19 protein-coding genes are annotated in these 26,813 nt (G+C 52.6%); 5 read left to right on the top strand and 14 right to left on the bottom strand.

The genetic code is table 11. The features are described 5' to 3' along the window. Window positions 1-73 precede the first annotated feature (73 nt). The 6 genes from JI741_RS24625 to JI741_RS24600 all read right to left on the bottom strand — a co-directional run bounded on the left by JI741_RS24625 (window position 74) and on the right by JI741_RS24600 (window position 7,236). On the bottom strand, window positions 74-763 hold the full coding sequence (locus JI741_RS24625) for an NUDIX hydrolase (protein WP_202014101.1): 690 nt from the start codon (window positions 761-763) through the stop codon (window positions 74-76). 36 nt (window positions 764-799) lie between these two features. Further along, window positions 800-2,488, bottom strand: coding sequence for a sodium:solute symporter family transporter (locus JI741_RS24620; protein ID WP_202014100.1), 1,689 nt, complete (start codon window positions 2,486-2,488; stop codon window positions 800-802). A gap of 51 nt (window positions 2,489-2,539) precedes the next feature. Then, window positions 2,540-4,030 carry an L-arabinose isomerase gene (araA, locus tag JI741_RS24615; RefSeq protein WP_202014099.1) on the bottom strand — a complete coding sequence of 497 codons (1,491 nt, stop codon included), beginning with the start codon at window positions 4,028-4,030 and terminating at the stop codon, window positions 2,540-2,542. A 50-nt stretch (window positions 4,031-4,080) separates the two neighbouring features. Beyond that, window positions 4,081-4,782 (bottom strand): L-ribulose-5-phosphate 4-epimerase, encoded by a 702-nt coding sequence (locus JI741_RS24610; RefSeq protein WP_202014098.1) that lies wholly within the window; start codon window positions 4,780-4,782, stop codon window positions 4,081-4,083. A gap of 18 nt (window positions 4,783-4,800) precedes the next feature. Further along, window positions 4,801-6,489, bottom strand: a complete 1,689-nt coding sequence (locus tag JI741_RS24605; protein ID WP_202014097.1) for a ribulokinase — start codon at window positions 6,487-6,489, stop codon at window positions 4,801-4,803. Between the two features lie 81 nt (window positions 6,490-6,570). After that, entirely contained in the window at window positions 6,571-7,236 is a 666-nt protein-coding gene (locus tag JI741_RS24600; protein ID WP_202014096.1) for an HAD family hydrolase, read from the bottom strand. A 108-nt stretch (window positions 7,237-7,344) separates the two neighbouring features. Between JI741_RS24600 and JI741_RS24595 the strand changes: the two genes are divergently transcribed. Both JI741_RS24595 and JI741_RS24590 read left to right on the top strand, forming a co-directional pair. Then, window positions 7,345-7,518, top strand: a complete 174-nt coding sequence (locus JI741_RS24595) for a hypothetical protein (RefSeq protein ID WP_202014095.1) — start codon at window positions 7,345-7,347, stop codon at window positions 7,516-7,518. Between the two features lie 223 nt (window positions 7,519-7,741). Then, window positions 7,742-8,131 (top strand): hypothetical protein, encoded by a 390-nt coding sequence (locus JI741_RS24590; protein WP_202014094.1) that lies wholly within the window; start codon window positions 7,742-7,744, stop codon window positions 8,129-8,131. A gap of 145 nt (window positions 8,132-8,276) precedes the next feature. Here the strand turns inward: JI741_RS24590 and JI741_RS24585 are convergent, their stop codons facing one another. The 7 genes from JI741_RS24585 to JI741_RS24555 form a co-directional block, all read right to left on the bottom strand. After that, window positions 8,277-9,797, bottom strand: a complete 1,521-nt coding sequence (locus JI741_RS24585) for a calcineurin-like phosphoesterase C-terminal domain-containing protein (RefSeq protein WP_202014093.1) — start codon at window positions 9,795-9,797, stop codon at window positions 8,277-8,279. Window positions 9,798-9,799: 2 nt separating this feature from the next. Next, window positions 9,800-11,617 carry an alkaline phosphatase gene (locus JI741_RS24580; protein ID WP_236676262.1) on the bottom strand — a complete coding sequence of 606 codons (1,818 nt, stop codon included), beginning with the start codon at window positions 11,615-11,617 and terminating at the stop codon, window positions 9,800-9,802. A gap of 117 nt (window positions 11,618-11,734) precedes the next feature. Next, window positions 11,735-12,370: a flavin reductase family protein gene (locus JI741_RS24575; protein WP_236676261.1), complete on the bottom strand. Its 636-nt coding sequence runs from the start codon at window positions 12,368-12,370 to the stop codon at window positions 11,735-11,737. A 263-nt stretch (window positions 12,371-12,633) separates the two neighbouring features. Beyond that, entirely contained in the window at window positions 12,634-13,884 is a 1,251-nt protein-coding gene (locus JI741_RS24570; RefSeq protein ID WP_202014090.1) for a glycosyl hydrolase family 18 protein, read from the bottom strand. Window positions 13,885-13,927: 43 nt separating this feature from the next. After that, complete coding sequence (locus tag JI741_RS24565; RefSeq protein ID WP_202014089.1) at window positions 13,928-15,271, bottom strand: glycosyl hydrolase family 18 protein; 1,344 nt, start codon at window positions 15,269-15,271, stop codon at window positions 13,928-13,930. Between the two features lie 21 nt (window positions 15,272-15,292). Continuing rightward, entirely contained in the window at window positions 15,293-16,906 is a 1,614-nt protein-coding gene (locus JI741_RS24560; RefSeq protein ID WP_202014088.1) for a SusD/RagB family nutrient-binding outer membrane lipoprotein, read from the bottom strand. A 19-nt stretch (window positions 16,907-16,925) separates the two neighbouring features. Then, window positions 16,926-20,117, bottom strand: coding sequence for a SusC/RagA family TonB-linked outer membrane protein (locus tag JI741_RS24555; RefSeq protein ID WP_202014087.1), 3,192 nt, complete (start codon window positions 20,115-20,117; stop codon window positions 16,926-16,928). A gap of 838 nt (window positions 20,118-20,955) precedes the next feature. On the opposite strand from JI741_RS24555, the gene JI741_RS24550 reads away from it, so the two are divergent. Continuing rightward, a complete protein-coding gene (locus tag JI741_RS24550; protein WP_202014086.1) occupies window positions 20,956-21,291 on the top strand; it encodes a hypothetical protein in 336 nt (111 codons plus the stop codon). Beyond that, on the top strand, window positions 21,281-21,610 hold the full coding sequence (locus JI741_RS24545; protein ID WP_202014085.1) for a type II toxin-antitoxin system HicA family toxin: 330 nt from the start codon (window positions 21,281-21,283) through the stop codon (window positions 21,608-21,610). Before JI741_RS24550 ends, JI741_RS24545 begins: the two co-directional genes overlap by 11 nt. A gap of 161 nt (window positions 21,611-21,771) precedes the next feature. Here the strand turns inward: JI741_RS24545 and JI741_RS24540 are convergent, their stop codons facing one another. Further along, entirely contained in the window at window positions 21,772-24,738 is a 2,967-nt protein-coding gene (locus JI741_RS24540; RefSeq protein WP_202014084.1) for a two-component regulator propeller domain-containing protein, read from the bottom strand. A gap of 431 nt (window positions 24,739-25,169) precedes the next feature. Between JI741_RS24540 and JI741_RS24535 the strand changes: the two genes are divergently transcribed. Next, window positions 25,170-26,768: a DUF4139 domain-containing protein gene (locus tag JI741_RS24535; RefSeq protein ID WP_202014083.1), complete on the top strand. Its 1,599-nt coding sequence runs from the start codon at window positions 25,170-25,172 to the stop codon at window positions 26,766-26,768. Window positions 26,769-26,813: the final 45 nt, after the last annotated feature.

The following is a 26,813-nucleotide window of genomic DNA, read 5'->3' as shown; positions in this document are numbered from 1 at the left end:
TTGGCTAGCACGGCATACCGCTCCTCCCGGGAACTTTGGGATTTTTGTGGGTTAAAAAAATGTAACGGCTGGCCTAAATGAACTTCACGCCCTCGCTGTGCAGCTTGCGGTATTTGTTCTTGTCGAACACATAATAGAAGGCACCTTTCTTGGACGACGCTTTTTCCTTTTCGTCGAGCTTGTTGAGAATGCCGAGGGCCAGTATTTTTTTGGTGAAGTTGCGCTTGTCCAATTCGCTTTCGTAGATGGCTTCGTAGAGGTTTTGCAATTGGGGCAGTGTGAATTTTTCGGGCAGCAACTCAAAGCCAATGGGATGGTTGGTTACTTTGGCTTGCAGGCGCGCCTTGGCCGTGGCCACCATTTCTTTGTGGTCGAACACGAGGGCTGGAATTTTATCTAACGGAAACCAACGGGCCTCGTGTTCGCTTTGCAATTGTTCGTTATAGTCTGCGATGTTGATGAGCGCAAAATAGGCAATGGAAATGACCCGGCCCGCCAGGTCGCGGTTCACATCGCTGAAGCAATAGAGCTGCTCCATATAGATGTTGTCCATGCCCGTGAGCTGGTTCAGGATTCGGATGGCCGCGTCGTCGGTGCTTTCGTCCTGGTTCACAAAGCCGCCCATGAGCGACCACTTGCCCTTCTCCGGTTCAAAACCCCGTTTGATGAGCAAGGCTTGCAGGTGCTGGCCATCGAACCCGAAGATGATGCAATCTACGGCTACCAGTATGCGATCGTGACTTTTGTATTTTCCAATATCCATTTCGCCCGACGTTGACGTTGCGCTAATATCAACATATTACCAAAACTTCACGTATAGTGCCGTCAACAATAAAAGTGTGACGATGATCAGCACCTGCGTGGTGGCGCTCACCTTAAACATGGACGCGTCGATGGCAAAGGCCTTCGGGTTTACTTTTGGCCCGGCAAGGCTCATCACAATCATCACCGCCATGGTGAAGAAGAACGACAAGCCCATGCAGATGAGAAACGGTATTTCGAACCCGCCCTTTCCATTGGGAAAGGCAGTGTAGAATAGGGTCTCATGCCCCAGCACCTCCGGTGCAAACTGGTTGAAGAACACCGACAACACAAAGCCCGTGATCACCCCCGCAATGGCCGCCGCACCCGTGGTGCGCTTCCAGAACATGCCGAGTATGAACATGGCAAACACCCCGGGACTGATAAAGCCCGTGTATTTTTGAATGAACGTGAACCCGCCTTCGCCACCAATGCCCAACAAATCTTTCCAGGTGAAGATCAAGGCCAGCACCATGGCGCCCAGCACCGTGACACGTCCAACCCAAACCATACCCGTTTCATCGGCCGATGTCTTGATGTATTTTTTGTAGATGTCGAGTGTGAAAATTGTCGAGATGCTGTTGAGCTTTCCGGCCAGCGACGCCACAATGGCCGCCGTGAGGGCCGCGATGGAGAGGCCTTTCAGACCGCTGGGCAGAAAACCAAGTATGGCCGAATAAGCGCCGTCTTTGCTTCCGCCTTCCAGTTGTGGCAGGTGGCCGTTCTTATACAACACATAGGCCGCGATGCCGGGCAACATCACAATGACGGGCATCATCAGCTTGATGAGTCCGGCGAAGAGAATGCCGGTGCGCGCCGTCTGCAGGTCGGCACCCAGCGCCCGTTGTGTGATGTATTGGTTGCATCCCCAATAGTTGAGGTTCACGATCCACTGTCCTGCGAAATACATGGCGATGCCGGGCAACACAAGGTATTTGTTGATGTACTCCTGCGACGCGTCCGGTCCCGGCTTCGAAAGGATCATGTGAAAGTGATCGGGGGCTTCTCTCATCAACACGCCAAATCCCTCGATGGCACTGGAGCCCATTCCAAATTTTTCGCTCACCATCACCAACGCCAGATAGATGGTGGCCAGCCCGCCAATGATCAACACCCCAACCTGAATCACATCGGTGTAGCCGATAACTTTCATGCCGCCCAGGGTGATGACCAACGCAAACACAGCGAGGCCAATCATGAGCATGTGCAGCGACTCCCCTCCCACCAGTCCGTTGATGGCCACGGCGCCGAGATACAAGATGGACGTGAGGTTCACGAAGATGTAGAGGAACAACCAGAACACCGCCATGATCAACGCCACCGTTTCGTTGTAGCGCGTTTTCAAAAACTGCGGCATGGTGTAGATCTTGTTCTTGAGATAAATGGGTATGAACCACACTGCGATGATGATGAGCGCGATGGCCGCAATCCATTCATAGGCCGCCACGGCAATGCCCACAAAATATCCTTCACCGCTCATGCCGATGAATTGCTCCGCCGATATATTCGACGCAATGAGCGACGCACCGATGGCCCACCATGTGAGCGACCCTTCGGCCAGGAAAAAATCCTTGGTGTCGGTCACCGCCTTTTTCTTTCGTTGGTATACCCAGTAGCCATAGCCGGCGACGATAAAAAAGTATACGACAAAGACGGCATAGTCGGCAAATACAAGCGCTTTATTCATAGGGCAAAGGTTGAGGTCTTGGTTTTGGTTTAGGGCTGTGGGTTTGGGCTCTTACTTATAATACACTTCGTTCCAGCGAAGCTCGTTTTTGAAGTCGTAGAGTTTGGTTTCTTTTCCGATGAGCACAAACTCAATGTTGGCCATCTCGGCAAAGTCCTGAAGATGCTCTGCCGTCAGGTTTTGGCTGTAGCATGTGTGGTGGGCACCGCCGGCCAGTATCCACGCGGCACAACCGGTGAGCATGTCGGGATAAGGTTTCCACAACACGCGGGCTACGGGAAGCTTGGGCAAATCGTGTAAAGGCTTCACGGCCTCCACTTCGTTCACCAGCAATCGGAAGCGGTTGCCCATGTCGATGATGGACGCGTTGAGCGCTGCACCGGGGGCGCTGTTGAACACCAGTCGCACCGGATCGGCTTTGCCACCAATGCCCAACGGGTGAATTTCGCACGACGGTTTTCCATCGGCAATCGATTCACAAATTTCCAGCATGTGTGCACCCAACACCATTTGTTGTGCCGGGTCAAAATGATAGGTGTAGTCTTCCATGAACGAGTTGCCCCCTTTCAAACCACTGCCCATCACTTTCATGGCGCGCACCAACGCGGCGGTTTTCCAATCGCCTTCGGCACCAAATCCATAGCCTTCGGCCATGAGGCGTTGCACGGCAAGGCCTGGCAACTGCACAAGGCCGTGCAGGTCTTCGAACGTGTCGGTGAAGCCTTTAAAATTTCCCTGCTTCAAAAATGTGCGCAAGCCAATTTCAATCTTCGCCGCTTCGCGCAGGGAGGCGTGTTGTTGTCCGCCCTTGCGCAAGCCTTCGGCCAACACATATTTTGATTCGTATTCTGCCATGAGCGAAGCGATGTCGCCATCCGACACGGCGTTGATCACACTCACGAGATCGCCAATGCCGTAGCCATTCACGGAGTAGCCGAACTTAATTTCTGCTTCCACTTTGTCGCCGTCGGTAACGGCCACGTAGCGCATGTTGTCGCCAAAGCGCGCAAACTTTGCGCCTTGCATGTCGTGCCATCCGCTGGCGGCGCGCATCCACACGTTCAGTTTTTCCTGCACGCCCTTGTCTTCCCAATGACCCACCACCACTTTACGGTTCAGACGCATGCGCGACATGATGAAACCAAATTCGCGATCGCCGTGCGCGCTCTGGTTCAGGTTCATGAAATCCATGTCGATGTCCTTCCAGGGAATGTCGCGGTTAAATTGTGTGTGCAGGTGCATGAGGGGCTTTTGCAAAATCTTTAACCCGCCAATCCACATTTTAGCCGGTGAAAAAGTATGCATCCAGGCCACGATGCCGATGCAGTCTTTTGCCGCGTTGGCTTCCTGGCAGAGCTGATATATTTCTTCAGGCGATTTCAACACGGGCTTGAACACCACGCGCACGGGTATGCCCGCAGCAGCATCCAATGCCTTGGCAATTTGTTGTGAATGTTCGGCTACTTTCTTCAGTGTTTCTTCGCCATACAAATGTTGACTACCGGTGACAAACCAGGCTTCGAGTTTTTTCAGATCGTTCATGATGATTCTATCGTCAGTTTTAATTTCCTGTAAAAATGTTTTGATGATTGTTATGCCTGGCCGTAATAAGAATCGGGGCCGTGCTTGCGTTCAAAATGTTTCTTGATCAGAGAGTCTTTCAATCGCGGGGCTCTCGGATTTATTTGTTCCGTCAACAACGCCATCTGCGCAACCGACTCCAGCACGGCACTGTTATACACGGCCTTTTCGGGCGTTTTGCCCCAGGTGAATGGCGCATGGTTGCCTACCAGTATCATTTCCACTTCTTCGTAGCGAAGCTTGCGGTCGTTGAGGCAGTTCATGATTTGAAAGCCGGTTTCATATTCATAGTCGCCTTGTATCATGGCATCGTCCATGGGCGGTGCGCAGGGAATGTCTACAGTGTTGTGGTCGGCGTGTGTGGTGCCGAAGATGGGGATGTCGCGCTGGGCCTGTGCCCAGGCCGTGGCATAGGTGGAGTGCGTGTGCACAATGCCACCGATGTGGGCCCAGTGGCGATAGAGCACGGCGTGCGTGCGCGTGTCGGACGAGGGCCGGAGTTTTCCTTCCACCGTTTTTCCTTCGAAGTCCACAATCACCATACTGTCGGGCGTGAGGTCTTCATAAGGAACACCGCTGGGCTTGATGGCGAAAACGCCGAGTGCGCGGTCGGCGGCACTCACATTTCCAAAAGTAAAAACCACCAGGCCTAGCTTGGGCAATTGCATGTTGGCGGCGTAGGCGGCCGCTTTGATATGATCGTAGTGACTCATGTCGTAGGTAAGTCTTGTTTACTGTGCAGCTTCGACAGAAGCTTCCTTGTTTTCGAGAACCGTGCCGAGGTCGAGATATTGCTGATAGCGTTTGGCATACAACGCCGCCGCTTTTGGCTCGGGTTTATATTCCGCATCAAACCCCTGCCCCATCGCATTCATGGCATCGGTAACAGACGGATACAACCCCGCCGCTGTCGCCGCAAACATCGCGGCACCCGCAGCACAGGTTTGCTCCGACTTGTGAATGCGCAACGGCATGTTCATTACATCGGCCATCACCTGCATGATGTAGGGCGATTTTTTTGCCACACCGCCCAGACCAATAAGGCCTTTCACGGGAACGTCTTCGTTGTTGAACCGATCCACAATGGCTTTGGCACCAAAGCATGTGGCTTCAACCCAGGCCTTAAATAATCGCGGCGCATCGGAGCCTAAACTTAAACCGGTCACGGCGCCTTTCAGCAATTGGTTTGCATCGGGTGTGCGGCGGCCGTTCAGCCAGTCGATGGCCAGCTCGTTTTCTTCCGTCAACGGCAGGGCTGCTGCCTGGCGCGAAAGTTCGGGCACCATCTTGTCGGCAATTTCGGCTTTTAGTTTTTCGGCTATCTCGGGAGAGATGAGCGTCGACGATTTCAAAAATGTTTCGGTGGGCCACAGCAGGAAATTCCGGAACCAGGCATAGGTGTCGCCAAAGGCAGACTGGCCCGCTTCAAGTCCCATCATGCCGGGAATGATCGAGCCGTTCACCTGGCCACAGATGCCGCGCACCAGTTTGCCTTCCATGTCGGCCACGGGCACCACCATCATGTCGCACGTGGATGTGCCCATCACTTTGCTGAGGTGGTAGGGTTCTATCTGTCCACCCACCGCGCCCATGTGGCAGTCGAACGCTCCCACACCCACCACAACGTTGGTGTTGAGACCGAGGCGTGTAGCCCATTCGGGGCTTAATGTTCCGGCAGGTTTGTCGGCGGTGTAGGTATCTTTGAAAAGGCGTTCGGTAAATCCTTTCAGCAACGGATCGAGCGACGAGAAAAATACGTCGGGCGGAAGGCCGTTAAATTCAGCGGCCCACAACGCTTTGTGTCCCGCCGAACAAACGCCACGCTTCATGGCGCGCACGTCGTTGCCGCCGGTGAGCAGGAAGGGAATCCAGTCGCAATGTTCCACCCACGAGTGGCATGCTTGCCGCACGTCGGCATCGGCGCGCAACACGTGGAGCAACTTTGCCCAAAACCACTCCGACGAGTAGATGCCGCCCACAAATTGCAGGTAGTTCACATCGAACTTGAGGGCATGCCGGTTGATCTCGGCTGCTTCTTTGGTGGAGGTATGGTCCTTCCACAACACAAACATGGCGTTGGGATTTTTTTCGAACCCGGGTGTGAGCGCCAGCGGTGTGCCTTTGCTATCTACGGCCACGGGTGTTGATCCGGTGGTGTCTATGGCAATGGCTTTGATGGCACTGAGAACCGAAGGGCCCGCCTGTTGCAGACACGCCTTGATGGCGGCCTCCAACCCTTCCACATAGTCGAGCGGGTGTTGGCGGAATTGATTGCGCGAAGCATCACAAAACAAACCATCGCGCCACCGCGGATAATAATAGACGGAGGAAGCTATCTCCTCCCCCGAACGGGCATCGGCAATCATGGCCCGCACCGAGTCGGTTCCATAATCCAGCCCAATCACATAAGCATCGTTCATTCCATTCAATCGTTTGAACGGTGAAGATACATATTATTTTATAAGTGTATAATAAACATTTATAAAAATATCGGGCAATTATTATTCCGGGATCAGGGTGGACAGCCGGGGGTCGGTATAGTCCTTAATAAAGAAGAGAACGTCGGGATATTGGCTGAACTCGGCTGCGGTGTGTATCGTGGTGATTGCCACGGCCTTCATGCCCGCGCGCAGGGCGGCCTCGATGCCTTTGGGAGCGTCTTCAAAAACGAGGCAGTGTTCGGGAGCTACGCCAAGTTGCTGGGCAGCTTTCAGAAAAGGCTCCGGATCGGGCTTGCTTTTTTTAACATCGGCGGCGCTCACCACGGCGCCGAACTGCTTTCGGATGTCGAGGGCATCGAGCACAAAATCAATGTTGAATGGCGGTGCAGCCGAAGCGATGCCGAGCTTGACTTGGTTGCGTGCAATGCGGTCGAGAAAAAGAGGAAGACCTTCAATGAGGCGAAGGTGCGGCCGGAAGCGCTCCTGATATTGTCGCTCCTTCATCATGGCGATGGCTTCTATTTCTTCGGGGGTGTAGCGTCCCTTTCCAAACACGCGCTCGAACAATTCGAAGTTGCTGCCATACATCTGGGCCTTCACCTGCTGCAGGGTTAGGTTGGCGCCGAGGTGGTTCACGATCACGTTATACCACTCTTCGAGGTGGAATTGCATGTCGTCGATCATGGTGCCGTTCAGGTCGAAGATGATGGCTTGGGGTGTGTTCATTTGCGTGGCTTTTGAGCGAGGCAAAAATACGCGAAGTTTTCACATGTGAAATGCAGGTTTGGGTTGGCACAGTTCTTCGATGACTCCTGGAAAGAACGCATTATGAAAATGGAAAGACCAACTGAAATTCCGGTTCCGGGAAGGGAACCTGAAATCAAGCCGGGCCCAACGCCCGAACCCACCGTGTGGCCAAAGAAGGAACCGGAGACCATTCCCGGGCACGAACCACTCACCACGCCCCCGTCGGCTCCTCCGGAAATTCCGAAACGCCCCGACGAATAGTTCCCGAATCGCCGACAAATTGTGTGACGAGGTTTCGATATACGATTGCGTGCACACCGGTGGTTGTAGACATTTCTCGTCATAACGCATCAATGTGAGCAATAGTGACACAATGCAGTCTCACACAACGCCAATCAGCCACTACAATTCGCGTGATCCTGATGTGGCACGAAATTTTGAATAGGATTAATCAAAGCCGTAAACCAAAAAAAACAAAATCGATATGAAAAAGATAATGTTATTCGCCGCCGGCATGCTGTTCGTAGGAACGGCCGCAACCTTCGCTCAAATTGATACCACCAAAACGCAACGCAACGGTGAGCCCCGCGTGCAACCTGCTCCTCCTGAACAACAGCAGCCCGCGCCTCAACAAAGCCAGAACTATTCGAACGATGCCACCAAGGGCATGACGCAAATAAAGACTGCCGAAATTCCTGCCTCGTTGCGTCAAACGTTGCAAAGCCCCGAATACAAGGGCTGGGAAACGAACTCTACGATCTACAAAAGCGACGCTAACTCCGGCTACACGGTTCAGATGATGAATCAGGGAGGACAACCACAGACCTATCGTTTCGACGACAAAGGTAAGCTGGTTCCTAATCCCAAACCGTAACGCACGTTACATTGCTTACACAGTTGACGAGTAATTGTTAGCTGTTTGAAAGCACCCCGACAAGTCGGGGTGCTTTCTTTTTTAAATAGCGTTTGACAATGTTGAATCGGAAGTGTCAACCTAAAAAACGACACGCTCCTTTTTGTCATTTCACCCACACCACTTTCTTTCCAATGGCTTTGAGTCCGTAGGTTTCCCGTTCGGCCGTCACCGTCACCAGGTGTGGGCCGGGGGAAAGGTTTTTCGGGATGGCGAATCTCCACAGGTGCTTGCTTGACGTTTGCTCGTCGGGAATGGGCGAGCCGTGTGCGGATGCAAAGCGGCCCAGTGCCTGAAGTTTCTGCAAGCGCGCAAACAACGGTGCCACGCCTTCGTGTCGTTCCATGGATTGCCATGGGCCGGCATTGTCCCATTGCAGCTTCACCGTGGTGAAGGCGTCGGCGGCATAGATGTTGGCGTATAGCGTGTCGGTGTTTAGCACGTTCAGCACCGTGTCCCATTCGTTTACTTCGGGTGCCCACAAATCCATTTGCTTTTCGGGTGCGTATGATGACGCCTTGTAGTCGAGCGTGTATGTTGATTGGTTGATGTGCATGTACCAATAACCTTTTGGTGTGCCGTCATACATCAGCGCGAATGGAATCCCCTGCACATCGTGAGGGCCTTGCCACCATGCCCCACACACGGCACCGGCCACCAGTTCGTGCACGGGCTTGCGACCCGGGCGCGCATAGTAGTTGTGGTATTGGGTGTGCGTGTGACCACTCCCCACAAACACATTCTCGCGTTCCTGCAAAAGGTCGAGCAAGGCTTGCCGGTTTTCTACAAACTCCAGGGGAATGTGAAGAAAGATGTATACGGGTTTGTCGCGACTCTCCAGCGCAAGCAGGTTTTGGATGAAGTGCATCTGCTGGTCGTCGATGCGGCCTTCATAGGCACGCGCCGAAGTGGGATAGATATCGTTGAGCACCAGGAAAAGGGATGCGCCATATTCAAACGCATAATAGGATGGTCCAAAGGCTGCTTCAAAACTGTCGTCGCGTTCGTGCAGGTGTGACTTGCCGAAGTTGAGGTCGTGATTGCCGATGGTGTAGTAGAGGGGAGAACCAACAAGACCCAGTGTCTTGGCCAGCGGATCGAACATCGACAGGTTGTCGAACGTGAGGTCGCCGAGGGGCACCATGAAATCAGGTTTGTGCAAGGCCAGCTCTTCCGTAACCAGTTTGCTCACATGATGGATGTCGTCCATGGCGTCCACTTGCGGGTCGCCCAGCAGGGCGATGGTGAAGGAATCGCCTTCTTCATTTTTGTAGAGTGGAAAGTCGACGCGTCCTTTCTGCGTTGCGATTTGTGCGGGCAGACGATAACCTTGCGGACGATGGTCGTTTGTTTGTGGCACACTATATCCGGCGGGCTTCACCACAAACACAGCGCGATCCTTGCGAAGGGAAAGACTGTAGTGTCCCTGCGGGTCGGTGCGGACAATATCTTCTCCGTTGCAAATCATCACACCAGCCAACGGTTTTTCTGAAGCTTCAAAAATGCCGTTGTGGTTGTCATCCAAAAACACACGACCGCTCACCGTTTCCCTGGAGCGTTGGCTGCTGGCACCGACAACAAAAAATGTCAGCAACAGTCCAGTCAGCAAGATCGATTTGGTCGTCATCTCTACTTGTAATATTTCTTCAACAACTCCACGATGACACGGTGGATCTCTGTGTTCTCATACACCCCTCTGAAGGCACCAGCGTGTGGTCCATAGGCAAACACTGGCACCATAATCGCCGAGTGATCGTTGGATTGAAACTGGCCGGCCACCTGGCGTTGTGCCAGGTCACCTTGCGGCAACGACAGTCCTCCTGTTTCATGATCGGCCGTCACAACGATGAGGGTTTCTCCATTGGCGTCGGCAAAGCGAAGTGCCGAGGCAAGGGCTTTGTCCATGTCGATCATTTCTTCCACCACGGTGCCCAGGTCGTTGGCATGTCCGCCCGAGTCCACTTTGGCGCCTTCCACCATCAGGAAGAAGGGTTGTTTCTTTTCCGTCAGAAACGCGAGTGTGGCGTCGACGGCTTCGGGCAAGTAGTTGTCTCTTCCGGAAGTTTTGCCGGGCAGGTCGCCCGGGGCTGCAAAAAATCCAACGCGTTTGTCGTGCGATGTGGAAATGTCTTTCAGCGAAGTTGTCAACGTAAATCCTGCATCCTGCAAGGCCTTGCGGCTCGTCGTAAAATCTTCTTCACCGGCACCCACAAACACGGTGAGGCCGCTGGTTGACAGGTCGCCTGCGATGGCTTCGGTCATGCCCCGGTCGGTTCGGTGTGCATAGAACGACGACGGTGTTGCACCTGTCACGCGGTCGGTGGTGATCACGCCGGTGTTGAATTGAAAACGGCGCACATATTCAGAAAGGTTTTCGAGACGCGTGGCGTCCGCAGCCATGCCGATGTAGCGGTTCTTTGTTTTCTTACCGGTTGATAGTGCCGTTGCTCCTGCCGCTGAGTCGGTAGTGAAATCGTCGGCCGATTGGGTTTTGCTGAGGCCGATGTTTTTCAGTTGTGTAAGCGACAATGTGTTGCCGTTGCCCACCATGCCAGCCGTTACCTGTGCGAGGCCCATGCCGTCGCCAATGAAGAGGATCACGTTCTTGATTTTCTTTTCTTTTCCGTCGGAGGCGAAGGTGGGTGTGTAGGGCGTTGTTTTTGTTTTGGCGATGTAACGCTCACGGGGCATGTTGTGCACAAAGGCTGCGGCCTGAAACAGGTGATCGGTGTTGATGAAGTCCACACCCAAGTCGGCCAGTGCGCGCCATGCAGTAGAAATGTCGGGCGTGGCCCAGAAGCGAATGGGTTTGCCGGTGGCGTGCACTTTGGTAATGATGTCTGACACGGCGTGCCTATCCGCATCGGTCATGCGGCCCAGGCCATTCCACTCCGAAAATGTTTTGAACGCAAAGCTCACCATGGCCACTTTTTGCCATGGCACATCGGCGCCGCGGTCGATGCTTTGATAGTCGAAGCGGATATAGTCGGGATAGTTCACATAGTCTTTGGGCGCGGGGCGGTTTCCGGAAATCACCACCTCCACGCCTGCGCGATCGGCAGTGCGCGTCAGGTCTTTGTAAGGCTCCAGCACCTTCACTACCTGGGCCAGGGTTTGATAGGGATCGGATTTGATATCGATTAAAAACTGCAGGTTGCGTCGCTTGCCCAGTGCGGGCGAAAAGGCTTCACGCAAGGGCGCGAGATACAAGGCTTCGAGGGTGCGCTGGGGCGAAATGCTTTCTTCTTCGTGGGCCACCACCACGGCGCCGTTGTGAAGAAACACATCGGCTTCAATGGATTCGTAGCCATTGGCAAACGCTTCCCAGAAAGGCACGGGGTGGATATAGTCATTGTGGGCGTGCATTTTCGGGGCCGCGTTTTGTGCGCCCGCGTGGCAGGCCAGCAGGATGAGGATGAGGATGAGGAGTGAATATGTTTTTTTCATGAGCAACAAAGATACAGTCGCAAGGTAAACCCCCGGCGGCTTAGATCCCGCAAAAGAATAGCTTGTGACGTCAGATTACAATGGGCTCATGTTACCTTTTTAAGACGTTTTCTTTACCTACCGATAGAGGTGCTCGGGTATCTCGGCCAGCGTGGACGCATGTACCTGTTTGCCAAGACCATAGAATTTCTGAAAGCTCATCATCAACGGTCGCCATTTGTCGGGGTCGATGCGGTTGGGTTCGCCGTCGGCAAGGATGGTGTGGTCCACGTGCACCTTCACAATGCGCAGTTCGATGGTGACGATGCGGCCGGCCTTGGCGGGATCGTCTTCGGCCAGGCCGTGCACGGTGGCCACTTCGGCTTCCAGGTGAACAGGGCATTCCTGCACGCGGGGCGACGCCACGTGCAATGAGGCTTCGGGTGTGAATCCTGCGCGCTCAAATTTGTTGCGCACAGTTTGATAGCCTTTCAGCTTTTTTCCTTCGGGCACCGGGTCGGAGCCCGTGGTGAGCGCCAGTGCGTTGACCTGGGCTGCTTCGTGCACAGAGGGCAGGTTGAGTACGCAGTGTTTTGTGCGCAACAGATTCTCTACCGTCTTCGACACCGCGCCCATGCCAATGACACAGCGCCATCCCAGCCAGAACACCGACGATATCGGCGCGAGGTTGTAGCTTCCATCTTCGTTCACGGTGCTGACCAGCACCACCGGGGTGCCAAAATAAAGAATGGCGGGTTCTGATGTGATGTGCATACCTTTTCTTTTTGTATACACAAAGCTTGTGTTTTCACCAATGGTCATCAACCTGATTCTTGCGGAAAGAAACCCGCGGCATGCTCCATAAAAAAAGCGCTGACTCTACACAAAAGTCAGCGCTTCAAAAAAACACATACAACGGTTGTTACACAACGAACAACTTGTTAACCATAAATCCGTCATCAAAAAAAGCAGCGGAGTATTCCGGGAAAACCCAAATTCCGGCTACCCCACTGCTTCAGGAATACTACATCACTATTTCATTGTCTCACAAATTTCACAGTGGCCGACCGGCTGCCATTTTCCAACAACACCAGGTAGGCACCCGGTGAAAAAGATGACACGTCGACGTCTGTTCCGGAATACTTTTCATAGACGCGCACGGTTCCCATACTGTCTACAATGCGTATTGTTCCTTTCCTATAATCATCACCCGCCTTGATGGTTAGTAGGGAACTAGCGGGGTTTGGAAAAACCTTTATGCTGTTCTCCTTTCTTTCATCGGCAGCGTCTGTCACGATAGACGAAATTTTCAGAACATCGTCAATGGCGCGGAGCAACGACCTGGTGTCTGACGAAGGTTTGTCCTGGCTCACGTTCCAGATCATGATGCCGCCCAGTTCGTGGTCTTTCACGTATTGCGCCTTTTGTTGTATGGTGGCCGTGCCGTTGTAATAGATCGTGGTGCCATTGGCCGTCACGTCGTCTTTGTTTTCGGCGCCGGGGAAGTTGTCAACAATGTAGGCATAGGTTCGCGCGGTGTTGTCGGCGCCGAAGCTGTAGCCATAGAAGGGCACACCCAGAATACATTTCGAGGGTGCCAGTCCCCTGGCCGTCCAGTAGTTCACGCTCTCCTCGGCAAAATCGAACGACGCGTGTTGTCCGGGCGATGATGGATTCCACGGACCGGTTCGGTCGTAGGCCATGATGTTCAGAAAGTCGAAACGATTCATGGCATCGGTGGGAACATTCGCGGCGCCGTTCAGGTGCGACAATGCGGCCGTCACCAGTTTGCCCTGGGGTTGAAGGGCGTTGCAGAGGGCGATCACAAACTTTCCATAGTCGGCGTTGATGGCCGCACCTTCCAGGTCCACGTCGATGCCGTCGAGGTTGTTGTTCTTCACGAAGTCGACAATCTTCTGCACAAAGCCCGCGCGGTTCGCATCGCTGATGAGGTTGAAGTAGCGGTTGCGCATGGCGGCATTTTCGGACGCCGTGCCACCGGCCAGTGAGGCCAGCACTTTGCGTCCCTGCGCGTGTGCGCTTGTCACATACTGTGTCTTCATCGGGATGGCGCTTTGTTGCCAGTTGGTGAAGCTCAGCGTTCCTGCGGCATCGGTGGGATTCACAAAGGCCATGTTCAGGTGTGTGACCCTTGAGTAGTCGACCGAAACCAGCGGATCTTCGTTGCCCACATAGCCCACCACTTTCAGTTGCGCCGAGGCCACGCCACCCAGTAGCATGAAGGCCCACAGGATGCCTGCCTTCATGATTTTAAATTTGTTTTTCATAGCGTCTTTCAAGTTATCCTGTGGTCCTGTTGCATGTTGAGCTCTAGTCATTGCCCAACGCCGTGCTCACGGCTTTCACCAACGATTTGGATTGGTCTTGTGTGTCGTTTTCAATACCCCACACCATCACACCACCCAAGCCCTGATCCAGCACATACTGCGATTTTTTCTGCGCAGCCGGATGGCCGTCATAGAAGATGCCGTCGTCTACATCCAGTTTGTTTTTCGTGTAGGCTTGTGCGTCGCGCGCCAGGATGCTCTTGTAGCTATCGTAGGAAGTATAGAGCCACATGTTGCCCCAGCCCACGGTGGTGCCGTCGTGCGGATAGATGTAGTGCAGGCCAAAGGCGGGAATGCCGTTCACGATTTTTTCCTTCGGCATGCCAAAGCTTTCCCATGTGGCGGCCAGATCAACAAAGCCGCTATAGGGTGCGTCTTCCGAAATTTCGGGTGCACCATAGCGGAAGGGATGCAGGTTTACCCAATCAATTTCTTCCACTTGCGTGATGGGCTTGAGCTCGCTGGTGAGCCATCCGCCCATGGCAGATGCCGTGTAGAAGAACTTGCCGTTTGGTCCTTCGGGCAACGCTGCGGCCACGGCCTGATAGAACGGCAACGTGATGGCGGGTTTCAGAATGCCCGCATCTTCCGACGCGTTGTTCAGATAAATGTTCACCCCGTCGAAGGCGTTGTTCTTGGCAAACTTCAGGAATGCCGCGATGGCCTTGTCGCGCTTGTCCACATCTTTGATAACGTTATAGAAACCATAGCTGGCATATTCGCCGCCGCCGGTCATGTTCACCAGTCTGCCCGTCACGTCAAGCAACACATACACGCCTTCGTTGTGTGCAGCCTTGATGATGAGCGGAATGTTGAGCGTGGTGAATGTGGTGTCTACCAATTGATCGCCAATTTCTTCCACCACGGCCGAAGAGATCACCAGGTGTGTCAGGTTTTTCAGGTTGATGGTTTCCAGCGAACCGTCGCGTGTCATGAAGCCTACCACTTTTTTGTTGTAGGTTTTTGCCACAAACGGTTTGGTCACGATGGCATCGCCCTGACGTGAGTTCTTCACACCGTTGCGGTCCACTTCAAACTTGATCCGGTAGGTTTCGGTGTCGCTGAACTTATAGCTGAAGCGGCGTTTGCTGCTCACTTCCACGTCGTTCACAAACCACTTGTAGGTGGCGCCCGCACTGGGCGAAATTTTCATGTCGATGACCAGCGAGTCTTTGATGTCGACAAAATATTTGTTGACGGTGCTCCATCCAAAGATGCGCGGTTGTTCATCGGGACCAAACGACGGGTTTTCTATAGGGTCTTCACAACCCGACAACCCCATCACCAGCGCCATCAGGCATATTCCTATATACTGTATTCTTTTCATAATCTGATTTCTTTACTGTGATTATTGTTTATCCCACCAAACCGGACTTGTCCAATCGTCTTTGCCTGCGGGCAGCAGTGCCACGGCGGCGCGCACGTTTGCCGTGTTGTAGTCAAATTCCTCCTGCGGATATTGCATTCTTCTGGGAATCTGTCCATTCGATTCGTTCACACCCGGGTCGCGGTTTGGATAGACCAGCGCGGGAAAGCCCGACCTTCTCCAGTTGGCATAAGCTTCCTGTCCGTTCAGGGCAAACTCAACCCACAACGCCGTGTTGATTTGTTTCAGCTCCTGCCCTGCTGTGAGTGCGTTGTCTGCCACAAAATCGCTGATCACGTTTTGTGCTACTTCGGGTGCGCCATACACGGTCATTTCTTTCACACCGGCTTCGAGGGCATTGGCATAGTGTTGTGCTGCGGTTGCGCCGGTGTTCCAGGTGCGGAAGGCCGCTTCGGCCAGCCACAGTTCCACTTCGGCATAGCTCATCATGATGTAGGGTGCTTCAATTTCAGAAATCCAACGCGAGGGCTGGAGGCTCTGGTATTCGCGCGTCACTTGCACGGGCGCGCCAGCCACCGTCACTTCCACAGCGCCGCCAAGCTGGTTGGCTTCGTAGGTGAAATAGCTGGGGGGCAAAGCCATGGCGTGATAACTTCCCACTTTGGCCAGCACCTGGTCGGTGATGTCGTTGGGACGCTTGGCGCCTTCCAGATAGCTGCCAGCCAGCAAGCGCAGGCGCGGGTCGCCGGTGCTCACCAGGTGATCGACAAACGTTGTGCAGATGCGGAACAAACTCTTCTCGGCATCAAGCGCCTGGTTCATGAACACATACGAAACGGCGTTGCCTCCAAACGTGCCGCCATTCCACGACACCTTGGTGTGTTTCATGGTGGCCATGTCGGCCGTGCTGGTCATCACGCCACCGGCAATGGCGGCTTCGGCTTCGGTCTTGGCTTTGCCTTCGTCTCTTTTGGTGAGGCGCAGGGCCAGACGCAGACGCAGGGAGTTTCCGAATTTCTTCCACTTGGCAAGGTCGCCTTCAAAATAGTAGTCGCTCGTCACTTTGTCTTTGGTGGCGTCGATGGCTTTGGTGGCTTCGTCAAGCTCTTTGAAAAAATCGTTGTAGATCGCTTCCTGGCTGTCGTATTCCGGCGCGTAGGTTCCGGTGTAATATCCCTTGGCTGCATTGAAGTAGGGAATGTCGCCATACAAATCGGTGAGCCGCGAGAAGATGTACACCTTCATGATGCGCGACACCGAGTTGATGTTCACTCTGGCCGCGTCGCCCCGGGTGCTTTCCACCATGTCGACGATGTTCTTGATTTCGCGGGAATATTGTGTTACCCACAACGCGCTCATGTAGGCTTCGTTGCGTATACACTTTCCGCCATATTCGGTAGACGAGTATTCACCCGTCCATTGTTGCATCCAGTGACCGGAATAGATGAAGCCGTTGCGTAGCGCTTCAAATTGCGAACCCGACAACTGCAGCTGTATGGTAGACAGCATGATGTTGGGGTCCATGTTGGTTGATGTGGTGGGGTTCTGATTCATTTCATCAAAGCTCTCGCACCGCATCAGCAACACAACGGTGAGGGCCACCGCGATCCATTTTGTATATCGATTTGTTTTCATAGTTCGTTGCATGGTGTTGTTAAAATTTAGCGTTCAGGCTCAAACCATAGCTTCTGCGCGAAGGCAATGATCCATATTCAAAACCTTGTCCGTTGCCGTTGTTATAGCCCGACTCCGGATCGATGTTCGGAATGTTGCTATAGAGGATGAACAGGTTACGCGCCACAAACGACAGCGAGATGTTTTGGAAAGGCGACTTGCCCAGAATGCGCGACGGGAAATTGTAGGAGAAAACAACTTCGCGCAGTTTTGCATAGGTGGCGTCGTAGATGAATGTCTCGGGAGAGTTCTGCAGAAAATTCTGCCAGTAGTCCTGAGGATTTACGGGTGTTGTGTTGGGCGTGTACACCGGGTTGTCGCTGGTGCCGGTGTTCACCACACCTTTGCCAATGTAACCGCCCGTAGGTGTCCATGCGCCTTCGGCAACACCGGCGGCCTGACGTGCTTCTTCGGATGCATACCATGCGGCACGACCTTCGAGCGTTTCAGTAGCCGTTCCGTTTTGATAGGCCAACGCGTTGCTCATGGAATAGATGTCGGCGCCAACCTTCACATCCACCAGTGCACTCAGCGTCATGTTTTTGTAGGTGAAGGTGTTGCTGATACCCGACATCCATTTGTAAACACCATTGCCCAGTATGGTCTGATCAGACTCGTCTGTAGCCACCGGCAAACCTGCGGCCGTGTGGATGATGTTTCCGTTGGGATCGCGTTTCAGCTTCTTGCCCACAATCACACCATAAGCAGCACCTTCGCGCGCCTGAATAACAGCACCTGCCCAGCGGGCCGCCGACAGTTCAACCGATTTGATCTGTTCGTGCAGCGACACCACTTTGTTGACGTTGCGTGTGAAGTTCACGCCCACATCCCACTTGAAGCCGCTCGCGGTTGACACGGGTGTGCCCGACAAAGCAATCTCGAAACCTTTGTTGGTGATTTCGCCCGCGTTGATCACGGCGGCTTCATAGCCACCGGTGCGGGGAATCTTGAGACCGAGAATCTGGTTCACCGTCTTTGCGCTGTAGTAAGCAAGGTCTAACCGGATTCTTCCTTCGTAGAATTGCAGGTCGGTGCCCACTTCCCACGAAAGGGTTTCGGTGGGCTTCAGCTTGGCGTTGGGAATTTGTGTGTTCGAAATCTGACCCAGTGGTTTGCCAAGGTGTGTGAAGTCCTGAAGACCATAGGTCATCGTGAGGCGATAAGGATCGGTGTCGCCACCCACTTGTGCCACCGAAGCGCGCACTTTGCCAAACGACAATGCTTTGCTGTCGGGCAGCACGTTCGAGAACACAAAGCTTCCCGAAACGGCAGGATAAAAATAGGAACGGTTTGCATCCGGCAACGTCGATGCCCAGTCGTTGCGGAAGGTGGCATCGAGGAAATACGTTTCCTTATAACCGATTTGCGCCGAACCAAACACAGAGTTTACCTGCTTCTGGAAATAGGCATACGAAGGACGTATGGTCTTGAAGTTGTTGATCGGATGAATGTCTTCCAGGATAATGTCCTGCCCCAGCAAGCCGAAGTTCTCGCGTTTGTAACTCATGATGTTGCCACCCACGAACGCGCCCAACGTGATGTCTTCCGAAAATTTCTTATCGAATCGCAGCATGGCTTCGTAGTTGTTCTCCGTCACATCGGTTGATTGTTCCTCAATCTGACCTAACTCAACCGTGGGTGTTCCCTTGGGCGAATAGTTGGTGTAGCGAAAGCGTGTGTTGTCTGTGCCCGCGCGGGCTTGCAGGCTGAGCCAGTCGGTGAACTTGTAGTTCAATTGCAGGTAGCCCATCAAACGGTTTTTGGACGACTCGTTTTGCAATTCATTAATGGTCCAATAGGGATTGATGCGGTAGATGTTGCCACCGTTCCAGTCTTCATAGCGTCCCTGATCGTCTTTGTAGTTTTCGCCCAGCCAATGCTGATCGAAGTTGGGCGCGATGCCCAGCAAGGCAAGCCCCACGTTGTTGGGATTGTCGGAAAGCGCCGGACGGTTCTTCACTTTCTCTACCACATAGTTGGCTTTGCCGGAGAGCGTGAGTTTTTCGCCGAGTGTAACCGACGTGTTCACCAGAAACGTGTTCCGGTTCAATCCTGTGCTGGGCACAATGTCGCGGTTGCGCATGTCGGATGCCGACACCAGAATTTTTGCTTTGTCTGTGCCACCCGAAACCGACACCGTGTTCGTAGCCGTGGTGCCCGTGCGGAAGAAACTCAGTATGTTGTTGTCTACAACACCGTAAGGTTTTTGTTGTCCGTTATAGATGCTCACGTTTTGAGTGGGGTCAAGCTTTGCGCCCCACGCCACCTGCGTGCTCTGTGCATTGTTTTCCAAAGGCAATTCGCCGTTGCGGCCCATGCCATATTCGGTTTGATAGTCGTCGAACTTCGACAGCACTTTCTCTACCGTGAAGTTGCTGGTGAACTCCACACCCAGGCCCTTCTGTGCTTTGCCCGATTTGGTGGTGATGAGGATGACACCGTTCGATGCACGCGATCCATAGAGCGCCGAAGCAGACGCGCCCTTCAACACCGAAATGGTTTCGATGTCTTTCGGGTTCAGGTTCGAAATGCCGTTGCCCAGATCATAGCCGCCCCAGTTGGTGGCGTCGGAACCCATATCGGAGTTGTCCATGGGCACACCGTCAATAACATAGAGCGGTTGGTTTTTGGTGTCGAGGCGTGTGGCGCCGCGAATCACCACGCGGGTGGAGCCCGTGGGGCCAGCCGTGTTGGTGGAGATGTCGACACCGGCCACTTTTCCCGAAAGGGAGTTGACGGCGTTCACTTCCACAGCGGTAGACAATTGCGAGCCCGACAGTTCGGACACGGAATAGCCAATCGCTTTTTTCTCACGCTTAATGCCCAGGGCCGTCACCACCACTTCATCGAGGTTGGTAATGTCGGTGATCAGGGCGATGTCGATTTGGGTTTGTGTGTCTACGGTGACCTCCTGTGTCTTGGTTCCAAGAAAGGAAAAGACGAGGGTGCTTCCACGCCGCACTTCCAGCGTGTAGTTGCCGGCCGAGTTGGTGACCGTGCCCGACGACGTGCCCTTGATGACGATGGAAACTCCCGGCAATGGCGTCTTGTCTTCTGCAGACGTGACCACCCCGGAAAGAACGACGGATTGCGCATGAACCTGTCGGCTCCAGCACAACACGAACAGCAGCAACAGGGCTGTCATCCCGATTTTTGTAAAGTTGTTCTTCATGTAGGTTAGGGTTAATAAAAATTTACGAATAGGGCGTATTGGCGATACAATATTCCCTTAACAACCCAAAACCCGAAACTTTATGGGGCTACAATAAAACCTACCAAGCCCATTTTTGGGGCTACAATGATGAGATAAATGTGGATTTTGAGACGACTACGCGGATTTAGTGGGCTACAGGGGAGTGTATGGGTTTGGCTGGACGGGCGAATTGGAGGAGATGAGAGATGCAACCGATTTCAAGGGCTGTGGGTGGGTTCTTATGCCATATCCTCTATCATGAACAGCACCCACGATGTCCAAAACGAACAACGCCGAATCGGCACGTGAAGTGGTTTTACCCCTTTGGAGGCCGTTAACTTTAGTTCCCGCAAGGATTTGGGGTGATGGATTTGTAGGATACATATTTCCGATTCAGAAAAGCAAAAGAGTCAATTCTAACATTTCAATACTCCAAAGCTTCGTGGATCTTGACGGTTGTATAAACCTGCATTTTCGATACCGAGCAATTGTCGCGCAATGTCTCATTCTCTTTAAATCGATAGGTTCGTTAAATGGCTCCAGGGAATGCAGACTTGAAATCTGCTTTTTAATGCTGCAACTCATGGCATTAAAAAAATAATTCTAACTCGAATTATTTGACTCACTGGCTAACGGTTCGGTAGCAAATATGAACATATCGCTAGCGAATCTATGGTATTCGTCGAAAGAACGGTCACGTCGTTTTCTCTTGATTCGGGCCACCACGCCTGAGCGTTTGCTTTTTGAACACGAAAGCCCTTATTTAAAAGGCGAACTAAAATAAACTCAGCCGTTTCTTCCAGAAAATTAAGATCAGATGCATCGTATATTTGAAGAACCTGTGAAGCCAATATATCCGTATCAAGTCAACACTTTACACTTCGAAGACAAAAGAATTGTGTTTAATAATACTATTTCTGCACCTGTGTCATACGACGAAGAAACGGGCCACTTCATTATATCCTATCCTCCCTTTAACATCACTGCATGGGGACAAGATCGAAAAGAAGCAGAGGAAGCATTTAGTTTCACCTTTATCTCCTTCATCGAATCGATCTATCTGGAAGATGATAAAAATCTTACTACGGAAGCCATCGCCGTGAAGCAGGCATTACAAAATATTATCAAATCCGTTAACCAAAATGAAACCTAGGAAAACAAGAGACATCGAAAAAGCACTCTTAAAGAAGGGCTTCGAGAAGATTTCGGGCAAACAAAAAAGCCACCACGAATATTTCCACCTGAAAGTTGAGGGGAAGAAATCACAAGTTTTCATATACCTCAGTCACGGAGCCATTGAATACGATAAAAACTTAATGGCTCGCATCAAAACACAACTCTACTTCACCAACAGCCACGACGCAGAGAATTTCTTCGATTGTCCTCTAACAAAAGAAGGATACATTGAATTATTAAGACGATCGGGTGTAATTCAAAAGGCGGACGGATCAAATACTTCGAAAGCTGATTAGGGAATCTAAGATATCGCGCGAATCAAATTTCAGGTAAAATATCTTCCTTCTATCAGAGTGTTTCATCCTTACTTTATTATCCTTCATGATATCTGTTCAGCGGCCTACCTCACCGCTACGTTGAACACAAGGCATCTCCCGTCATTGCTATTCAATATCTCTTACTCGATATTTTGAAGAAACACCTGAATATCCTCGTCCGGCAAAAGCTGTAGTTTTTTGCGCAGGCGGTAGCGGGCCATTTTCACGCTGGTTTGGGAGATGCCCATGGCTTCGGCGATGTCGCGGGTGGGGATGCCGATGCGGTAGAGGGTGCAGAGTTTAATGTCGTTGCCGGTGAGGTCGGGGAAGCGGGTGCGTAGTTTGTCGCTGAAGCCTTCGTGCAGGCGGTTGAAGTTCTCGTCGAAGTCGCGCCACTCTTTTTCGGAACTGAAGTTGAGGCTGATCATTTGCACCAGCTGGCGGAAGTCGCGCAGGTTGGATGAACCGGGGTGGCGTATAAATTCTTTCAGCTTGCCTTTGAGCTCGTCGAGCAGGCGGTTTTTCTGAATGATGAGCAGGGTGTAGTTGGTCAGTTCCTTGCTGCGCGACGAGAGTTCGTCGTTCAGCTTCTGGTTCATGAGCTGCGCGTTTTGCTTTTCGGTTTCCAGGAGCAGATTGTTTTTCTCTTCGATCTCGGCGGTGCGCACAGCCACGAGCGATGCCAGCAGTTCCTTCTGCTTTTTGATCTGGCTAATTTTGCGACGGTAGGCCACATACAACGCCATGGCCAGCATGCCCACCACCAGCATGCGGAACCACCACGTGCTCCAGTAGGGCGGCCGTATCACAATGGTTAGTGTGCGGAAGGTTTCGTTCCACACGCCGTCGTTGTTGGAGCCTTTCACTTTAAAGGTGTAGGTGCCCGGATCCAGGTTGGTGTAGGTTGCTGTGTGCGTGTTGTTGGTGCGTATCCATTCCTTGTCAAAGGGTTCGAGCTGATATTCAAACTGGTTTTTGTCGGCGTGGGTGAAGTTGAGCGCGGCAAACCGGATGCTGAACACCGACTGCGAATGGTCAAGCACAATCTCATGCGTCTCGTCGATGGCAGCAGTTAGTGGCGAGTTTTCGCCAACGCTCACGGGTTTGTTGAACAGGTAAAAATCTGTGAACACAATGGGAGGCACAAATGCATTTTGGCGGATGTTGTGCGGATAGAAGAATGTGACGCCTTCGATGTTGCCGAAATACATTCTGCCGTCGCTCTGCTTGAAGTAGGCACCCGTGTTGAACTGCGAACTCTCCAGGCCGCTCTTGGTGTCGAAGTTTTTGAACTCCTTGCGTTCGATGTCAAATTTCGAAATGCCTTTGTCGGTGCTCACCCACAGGTTGCCCTGGCCGTCTTCGAGAATGCCATACACGATGTTTCCGGCCAGCCCATCTTTTTCCTGCCAGCGCTCAAACTCATTGGTGCGATAGTTATAGCGGTTGATGCCGCCACCATGTGTGCCAAACCACACGTTGCGCCGGGAGTCTTCATAGATGCAGAGCACGTTGGCATCGCTGATGGTGTTTCCTTCGCGATGAAAGAACGACGAGAACGTGCTGTCTTTTTCGTTCAGCACATTCAACCCCGACACGGTGCCCACCCAAAGTTTGCTTCGGCTGTCTTTATAGATGCAGCGGATGGTGTTGGAGCTGATGCTGCTTTTGTCTTTGAGCGTGTTGGTGAAGTAGCGGAAACGTTTTGTTTTCTTATTAAAGAGGTTGAGGCCGCCTCGGTTTGTCCCGATCCACACATGGTCGCCATCGTGAAACACGGTCCACACGCTGTTGTCGTTGAGGCCGTTTGTTTGATTGTAGGTGGTGAATTTGTTTGTGGTTCGGTCAAACACCGAAAGGCCGTCGGCATAGGTGCCCAGATATAACAGTCCAGCCTTGTCCTTCGAGATGCTCAGCACCGTGTTGCCTGCGAGACTGTTCTTGCCGGGTTCGTTCCGGAAGTACGTTACCAAACCGTCGCGCCGGCGCACCAGGCCGCCGCCGTCTGTGCCGAGCCACACTTCTTTTCCTTCGGTGAACACCGCCAGCACCGAGTTGCTTTCGTTGGCGTGTTTCACTTCGGGATAGGGACTGAAGTGATTGAACGTGGTGTCGATTTTATCAAACAGATAGGCGCCGCCATGATACGTGCCCAGCCACATGTCGCCCTTGGCGTCGTTGAAAAAAGACAGCACCACGTTGGTTCCGTTCTCCTGTTTGTCGGGCAGGCCAATGAAGCAATTGCTGTCCTGGTTCAGCAGAAACACGCCGCCTTTGTCGGTGCCGATCCAGATTCTTCCTTCGTGATCTTCGGTGATGACACGGATGGGATATTTGCCTTTGAGCGCATTCAGTTCCTGCAGCGTGCCTTCGCCCGGGTTGTACTTTAACAACGAACCATCTTCGCGCGCCATCCAGATAAACCCTTCGGAGTCTTCCATGATGGACGTGACGTCGTGCATGTGGTGGGCCACGGCTGCATTCACATCCATGAACGACGACGTGGCCTTGTCGAACACGCGCACTTTGCCAATGGTGGGACAAACCCAAAGCTTGCCACTGCGGTCGCGGCAGATGGCGCGGATGGAGTTCGCGTTCTGCAAGCTGTCGTTGATCTTGAAGTGCCTGAATTTTTGGGTGACGGTGTTAAACTGAAAGAGTCCGCCCGATGCGCCCAGCCACAGGTCGTCGTCGGTGGCTGCACCGGCCATGCACCACACGGGGCGCATGGCAAATTCGTTTTGGGCATCGTCTTCCAGGTTCAGAAAACGATCGAGGTCGCGGTTGTATTTCGAGAGGCCCGCGCGGGTGCCGATCCAGAGTGTGCCGCGACGGTCTTCGTGCATGGCGTAGATGTCGCTGCTGGCAATGCTGGTAGAATCTTCGGGCGAATGTTTGAAGACGAGAAAGTTGGAGGCGTCATAGCGGTTCAGTCCGTTTTGTGTGCCAAACCACATATAGCCGCGGCTGTCCTGAAAAATGGTGTTGACGGTGTTTTGTGAAAGCCCCTCCTCCACCGAAATGTGCTGAAGGCGGCTACGCTTCTGCGCAACACCACCCTGGAATATCCCACACAACAACACGATCGGAAGAAGCCATTTCAACATTTTCACAGGGCAAATCAAGGTCAGGAAGTGTAAATATAAAAAATGTTTGAAAAGAAGCCCGGAGCTGATACACCAGCCAAAGCTGAATGGGGATTTTGTATCTGGAAAAACGTGGCCGACATGAAAACTGACAGGGAGATTTTAGCGTCAGGAAAGGTAGTGGTTTCAAAACAACATGGTCCCCAAAGCGGGAGACTATATAGTGATAGTCACCCTATTTAAATATTACCTTAAGCATGTTGTCGAAGCCAAGTCTCCCGCCCCGGGACTTGGCGCATTCCGAAGTAGAAACGCCGGTCGTTAAACCAGTTGTTCAATCACAAAAAACTTGTATACTTAAACACGCAACGACACATACCGTGCGTTTATCGCTTACCCCTAAATGGGTGCCTCATTCTACTTCTCTAAAACTTTGTACCTACCCTCCTGTTATGAAAAAAGTTAGTTTCGCATTGATCGCCCTGCTGTGTGGGTTCACGGCATTTAGTCAGCAACCCATTGTTCTCAAACCGAAAATCCAGGAAGTTGTCGTTTACCTGAGCGGCGCCGAAATTCAGTTTGTGGAATCTGTGTCGTTAAAAAAAGGAACCAACGTGGTTCACTTCAAAGGCCTGTCGCCAGCGCTGGAACAAAACAGCGTGCAGGTGGTGGTGGGCAGCACGGTGGATGTGGTTTCGGTGTCTACCGAAACACAAACGTTGAACGCGCAAGACATCAACCCGCGTGTGAAAGCGCTCACCGACACCACGGCGTTGCTGGCCGATAACATCGCCCTTGTCAACAATCAGATTGACGCCTACCAGGTGGAGAAAAAAATGCTGGAGCAGAATCAACACCTCGGCGGCGCGCAGGCTGCCGTGTCGCTAGTGGAACTGACAAAAGCCGCAGACTTTTTTCGCGAACGAACGCTGAAAATTAATCAGGCTCTTTTTGGATTGACAAAAACGCAGAGCAAACTCACGCAACTGCTCCAGCAAAAAACCAACGAGCTTACGGCCGAAAGTCAAAAGACCAACCCCTTGCGCTACACGGTGGTGGTAACCGTGAACTCAAAAACCGATCAAGCAGTTGAGTTCCGCCTGCGCCACCTCGTGAACGACTGCGGATGGGAAGCTTCCTACGACATTGTTGCTCCCGAAATCGGCAAGCCTGTCACACTGAAATACAAAGCCGACATCTATAACGAAACCCACATCGACTGGCGTGACGTGAAACTGTCTCTCTCCACCGGCGATATCTCCCAAAATGCTACCCGCCCCTACCTCACCACCTGGATTCTTAACTACACCTCGCAAGCCAACGAAGGAACGTTGAACGCGACCGCCCAAAACCTATCGCAAGACAAAAGCGTTGCCTCAGCCGAAACAGAAGAACGAACCGTGTCTGAACTAAACACTTCATTCGTGTTGGACCAGCACCACACCATTGCCGCGAACGGTCAACCCTACCACATCACCCTGCAAGACGAATCGCTTCAGGCATCTTTCGAATACATCACACTCCCGAAACTTGAGATGAGCGCCTTCCTGCTGGCCAAAGTCACCGGCTGGGAAAAACTGAACCTGATGGACGGCACGGCCAAAGTCTATTTCGGCAATGCCTATGTGGGCGAGTCGAACATCAACACACGCCTCATCGGCGACACACTCGAACTTTCCTTGGGCCGCGACAACCAGATTGTGGTGAGCCGCAGCAAAGTGGAAGACACCGGCAACACACCGTCTATTGGCGGCAAACGGAGCGAATCGTTTGTCTATGAAATTCAGCTGCGCAACAATAGAAAGGTGCCTGTCTCTATTCGCGTGCAGGATCAAATTCCTGTGTCGCAGGAAAAGGACATCACCGTAGAGACCTCAGAACTTTCCGGCGCAAACCTCAACGCTCCTTCGGGCCGTCTTCAATGGGTGAAGACGCTGGGTTCGGGTGAGACGTCGAAGTTTAAGATTGCGTTCACCGTGCGTTATCCCAAAAACAAAACGGTGAGCATTCGCAAGAGCCGAACCGTGCGATCGCCGCGATACAGGCATTGATGCACATCGTTCGTCGGGTGGAACCCGACGAATTTCAATGTCATG

The organism is Chryseolinea lacunae, assembly GCF_016735595.1.
Classification (GTDB): Bacteria; Bacteroidota; Bacteroidia; order Cytophagales; family Cyclobacteriaceae; genus Chryseolinea; species Chryseolinea lacunae.
This window is presented reverse-complemented; position numbering and strand designations above follow the sequence as displayed.